General features: G+C 41.6%; 5 protein-coding genes. All 5 read right to left on the bottom strand.

Annotation, left to right across the window (positions count from 1 at the left end; translation table 11 throughout):
• Window positions 1-1,782 (bottom strand): ATP-dependent Clp protease ATP-binding subunit (locus Q9Q35_RS06685; protein WP_304652688.1); only part of this gene is annotated, 1,782 nt, incomplete at its 3' end.
• Between the two features lie 52 nt (window positions 1,783-1,834).
• Window positions 1,835-3,079 carry a peptidase T gene (pepT, locus tag Q9Q35_RS06680; RefSeq protein ID WP_304652687.1) on the bottom strand — a complete coding sequence of 415 codons (1,245 nt, stop codon included), beginning with the start codon at window positions 3,077-3,079 and terminating at the stop codon, window positions 1,835-1,837.
• Between the two features lie 18 nt (window positions 3,080-3,097).
• Window positions 3,098-4,213 (bottom strand): Nif3-like dinuclear metal center hexameric protein, encoded by a 1,116-nt coding sequence (locus Q9Q35_RS06675; protein WP_304652686.1) that lies wholly within the window; start codon window positions 4,211-4,213, stop codon window positions 3,098-3,100.
• The gene (locus Q9Q35_RS06670; RefSeq protein WP_304652685.1) at window positions 4,206-4,904 is read right to left on the bottom strand and encodes a tRNA (adenine(22)-N(1))-methyltransferase TrmK; all 699 of its coding nucleotides are present in this window, start codon (window positions 4,902-4,904) and stop codon (window positions 4,206-4,208) included. The genes Q9Q35_RS06675 and Q9Q35_RS06670 overlap by 8 nt, the downstream gene beginning before the upstream one ends.
• A gap of 180 nt (window positions 4,905-5,084) precedes the next feature.
• Window positions 5,085-5,323: sigma-70 family RNA polymerase sigma factor (locus Q9Q35_RS06665; RefSeq protein WP_304652684.1), on the bottom strand; the 239-nt coding region annotated here is incomplete at its 5' end.

Here is a 5,323-nt window from a genome sequence, read left to right as displayed (position 1 = left end):
TTGTAACCCAGCACGGGAACGCAAGACCGCATTTGAGACCGCATCAACAGCTTCATCTTGCCCGATCACACGCTTATGCAGATTCTTTGCTAAATGTAAGAGCTTTTGCCGTTCACCTTGAACTAATTTAGCTACAGGTACGCCCGTTAACCGACTGACGACTGAAGCGATCTCTTCTTCGGTCACTGACTCTTCGACCAACCAATTATCGGGACGCTCTACTTGCTCTAGTTTAGCCAATTGTTTCTCCAATTCTGGGATCACAGCATGTTGTAATTTAGCAGCTTTTTCAAGGTCATAGTTGTTTTCTGCTTCTTCTAGTTCATGCTTAGCTCGATCAAGTTCAGATTTTTTATCACTTATCTTTTGGACGTCTTCTTTTTCACTTTCCCAGCGCATCTTTAACTGATTAGCTTTCTCACGCGACTCAGCTAATTCACTTTGCATTTCAGCTAAGCGTTTCTTAGAAGCGGGATCGGATTCTTTTTTCAATGCAGCTTCTTCGACTTCTTGACGCATCAATTGCCGCGTGATCTGATCAAGTTCGGTCGGCATCGAATTCATTTCTACTCTGATCTCAGCACATGCTTCGTCGACTAGATCGATCGCTTTATCTGGTAAGAAACGATCAGTGATGTAGCGATCAGATAAAGTCGCTGCTGCCACTAAGGCACTATCATGGATCGAAACACCATGGTGGATCTCGTAGCGTTCCTTTAACCCACGCAAGATCGAGATCGTATCTTCAACAGTTGGTTCTTTGACCAAAACTTTTTGGAAGCGGCGTTCTAAAGCTTTATCTTTTTCCAAATACTCACGATATTCGTCTAAAGTCGTCGCCCCGATCAAATGCAATTCGCCTCGAGCAAGCATTGGTTTTAACAGATTACCGGCATCCATACTGCCCTCTGTCTTACCTGCACCAACGATATTATGGATCTCATCGATAAATAAGATGATCTGTCCTTGACTCTTTGTAACGGCTTTTAAAACAGCTTTCAAGCGCTCTTCAAATTCACCACGGTATTTAGCTCCCGCGATCAAAGAGCCCATATCTAAAGAAAAGATCGTCTTGTCTTTTAGATTATCAGGAACATCTTTTCTAACGATCCGTTGAGCTAATCCTTCGATGATCGCTGTTTTACCGACCCCAGGTTCCCCGATCAAGACGGGATTATTTTTCGTCTTTCGCGATAAGATCCTGATCACATCACGGATCTCTTCATCCCGACCAATGATCGGATCTTGTTTACCTTGGCGTACTTGTTTGACTAGGTCGACCCCATATTTTTCCAAAGCTTGGTATTGTTCTTCTTGATTTTTAGAGGTCACCCGTTCGCCAGCACGCATCTCAGTGATGGTCTGTTGTAACTTAGTGACAGTAGCACCATGCTCGGTCAACCACCGTGCTAGTGGATCATAAGTCTGTTTCATCAAAGCTATGATCAAGGTATCTAAAGAGATATATTCATCGCCAAATTCTTGCTTGATCTCATCAGCATCACGCAATAGTTGCAATAGCTTCGTACTAAATGCCTGACCATATTGGACACTACCAGAAATGACTGGTAACTGATCTAAGACACGGTCGATCTCTTGTTCAAAAGCTTTAAGATCAACACCTGCTTTTTTATAGATCTCACCAACAAGTTCACCTGGTTGCACTAAAAATTTAAAGAGGTGAACAACATCGATCTCTTGTTGCTTGCGCGTTATCGCGATCTGTTGGGCTTCACCCAATGCAGCTTGAACTGCCGAAGTCAAATTATCTTCATTATTCATCGTAACTACCCCATTTCACAAATAAGCGCGACTTACTTGTCACGCTTTAAAATTATTTAGTTGCTGCCAACTTGATGATCTCTAAGATCACGTCAGCTGCTTGTTCCATAACTTGCTTAGAAACGTATTCATAGCGGGCATGCATATTTTCGCCTCCCGCAAAAATATTAGGTGTTGGTAACCCCATAAATGAGATCGTTGACCCATCTGTGCCTCCACGGACGGGATAGATCTCTGGTGTGATATCAAGATTTTCCATCGCTTGTTTAGCAAGTTCAACGACGGTCATATCTTTTTCGATCACTTCACGCATGTTGTAGTATTGATCCTTTAATTCAAGAACAACACGCTCTTGTCCTAATTTTTCATTTAATTTAGCTGTAATATCTTTCATCAATTGTTTACGTTGTTCAAATTTTTGATGATCGTGATCACGAATGATATAAGTCAAACTAGCTTGATCGACTGTCCCTTGCATATCAAGCACATGGAAAAATCCTTGGCGCCCTTCTGTTTTTTCAGGAACTTCCTCTTTAGGCAATAAAGCATGGAAATCCATTGCTAGCTGGATCGCATTGACCATGATCCCCTTTGCGGTCGCCGGATGAACATCTTTTCCGATAAATTTGACCTTAGCCTGAGCCCCATTAAAGGTCTCATACTCTAATTCTCCTAAAGGACCACCATCGACCGTATAAGCGATATCAGCCCCAAATTCAGCCACATCAAATTGCCGTGAGCCAGTTCCGATCTCTTCATCTGGTCCGATCCCGATCTTGATATCGCCGTGTTTGATCTCAGGATGAGCCACTAAATATTCCATGACCGTAATGATCTCAGCTACCCCTGCTTTATCGTCAGCTCCAAGCAAAGTCGATCCATCAGTTGTGATCAAAGTATGCCCTTGATATTTTTTCAAACTTGGAAATTCGGCTGGTGATAAGATATAGTCACCAGCCAGATCCAATTTGATATCACTTTTTCCGTCATAATTTTCAATGATCTGTGGTTTTACATCAGTCGCATTAAAATCAGCCGTATCCATGTGAGCTAAAAAGCCGACCTTTTTTACACCTGTATCATCGGCTAAATTACTCTTCAATTCAGCAAAAACATAACCACTTTTAGCCGAGATGCGGACATTTTCTAGACCGATCGCAGTCAATTCAGCCGCTAATTTTTTAGCAAACTCAACTTGTGACTGCGTAGATGGGATCGTCGTCGAATTTTCATCGGAACGTGTTTCGACTTTAACATAATCTAAAAAGCGCGGTACTAATTTATCATATTTTGTCATTAAAATTCCTCTTTTCTGCTAGATGAATGTGAATGGATCTGTATTTAATTTAGAAGAGACGACCTCGATCTGCCAAGCATTTTGCTCATTCCAATGAGTAAAGAGTTGTTCTAAGTGGGGCTTACAGATCGCTTCAAAATGATGCCCTGGATCGATCACTGCCAGCCCACTTTCATACATATCATGAGCTGTATGGTAAGAGACATCACCTGTAACATAGACGTCGGCTTGAGCATTTAAAGCAAATGGATAAAATTTAGCGCCTGCCCCCCCTAAGACCGCGACCCGTTTTACTGATCTTGTAGGATCTTTAGCTACCAAACGCAAGCCCTGAAGCCCTAAAACTTGTTTGCAAAATACCGCATATTCACTTACTGTCATCGGCGCATTCAACTTCCCGACGCGTCCCATCCCCGTACTTTGACCTAGGCCTTCGACTTGATATAGATCAAAAGCGATCTTCTCATAAGGATGTGCAGCTTGCATTGCTTGTAAAACTTTTGCTTTTATTTTGGCCGGAAAGACCACTTCGACTTTTTCTTCAGCTACCTCGCTTACTTGGCCAACTTCACCTAAATATGGAATAGCACTTGCTTCTGGTCTAAAACGTCCTGTTCCACTTACAGAATAAGAGCACGCCGTATAATCACCTAAATGTCCCGCACCAGCTTTAGCTAAGGCTTGACGCAAAACTGTAGCATGCTCTTTAGGAACAAATACCGCTAATTTATACCAAACTTCAGCTTTAGGTGGTAGTAACGGCTTTGTATCTTCAATATTTAACGCTTCTGCTAGCCAATCATTCATACCACCGTTAGCATTGTCCAAGTTGGTATGGGCTGCATAGACCGTAATATCATGTTTGATGAGCTTGGCATACATTTGATTTTGTGGATCTGCTAGATCAAAATGTTTTACCGGAACAAACATTGCTGGATGGTGGGCAAAAATGAAGTCTACTCCCGTAGCGATCGCCTCTTCAACGACTTTTGGTCTGACATCTAAAGTGACCATCATTTTTTTGACTTCATGCTCTAGGCTACCCAATTGCAATCCGATCGGATCATTTTTTTCAGCGATCCGCTGGGGAGCAAATTCCTCAAAACGTGCCACGATCTCTTTGACTTTAACCATTTAAAACACTTCCGATCTGTGCTATTTTTGTTTCAAGCGCTTGTTTTTTAGCGACTGGAACTTGATTTGCTTTATTCAATTCTTTTAAGATAGTTTCTAACTTAGCGATCTCTTTTTGCCATTTAGCTTGAAAAGCATCATTTTTCTTTTGTAAAAGATACGGACCAAACTGTAACTCTTCTGGCGTTAAAGTTTGTTTTTCATCAGTATAGCTCGCTGCGATCACTTCATAGATGTGTCCATCTTCTTCCATGATGTATTCAGCTGTGATCTGATAATTATTAGCTAACAACCAACGTCTGACATTTTCTTCACCGACATTAGGCTGTAAGATCAACTGTGGATGATCGACTAACTTATCCTTGCCAGCTTCCAAGATATCACAGATCAACGTACCACCCATCCCGCAGATCGTGATCACATTGATCTGGTCTACTAACTCGATCGCATTCAAGCCATCAGCCAATCGAGCTTTTACTTTATCCTCTAGCCCCTCTTTTTTGATCTCTTGCTTTGCATTTTCATAAGGTCCCTTGACCACTTCACCAGCGATCCCAAATTCAATTTGACCCTTTAAAGCCAAATATGCTGGTAAATAAGCATGATCAGAACCGATATCTGCTAAACGTGCTCCTTTTTCGATCAGATCAGCCACACATAAGAGACGTTGTGAAAGATGATGTGCATCCATGTTACTATTAGCTATACCAAATGTGGTCAGAAAATATAGCTATTCCTTTCATTTACTACTTTTTAGACTCAGCGCCACATTTTATTTCCGCTGACGTTATTTCTTAAGGATTATTTTACCATTTATCTTCAGACTCGACAAAAAAAGGTCCACCAAAAATCGGCGGACCTTTGACAAAGCTTATTCTAAGAAGTCTTTTAATTGTTTGGACCGTGAAGGATGACGCAATTTACGTAAAGCTTTAGCTTCGATCTGACGGATACGTTCCCGTGTAACGCCAAAGACTTTACCAACTTCTTCTAAAGTCCGCGTCCGACCATCATCTAGACCAAAGCGTAAGCGCAAAACATTTTCTTCACGATCGGTCAAAGTATCTAAGACACTTTCTATCTGTTCTTTTAATAATTCATAGGCTGCAT

Source organism: uncultured Ligilactobacillus sp. (assembly GCF_948826705.1).
Taxonomy (GTDB): Bacteria; Bacillota; Bacilli; order Lactobacillales; family Lactobacillaceae; genus Ligilactobacillus.
This window is presented reverse-complemented; position numbering and strand designations above follow the sequence as displayed.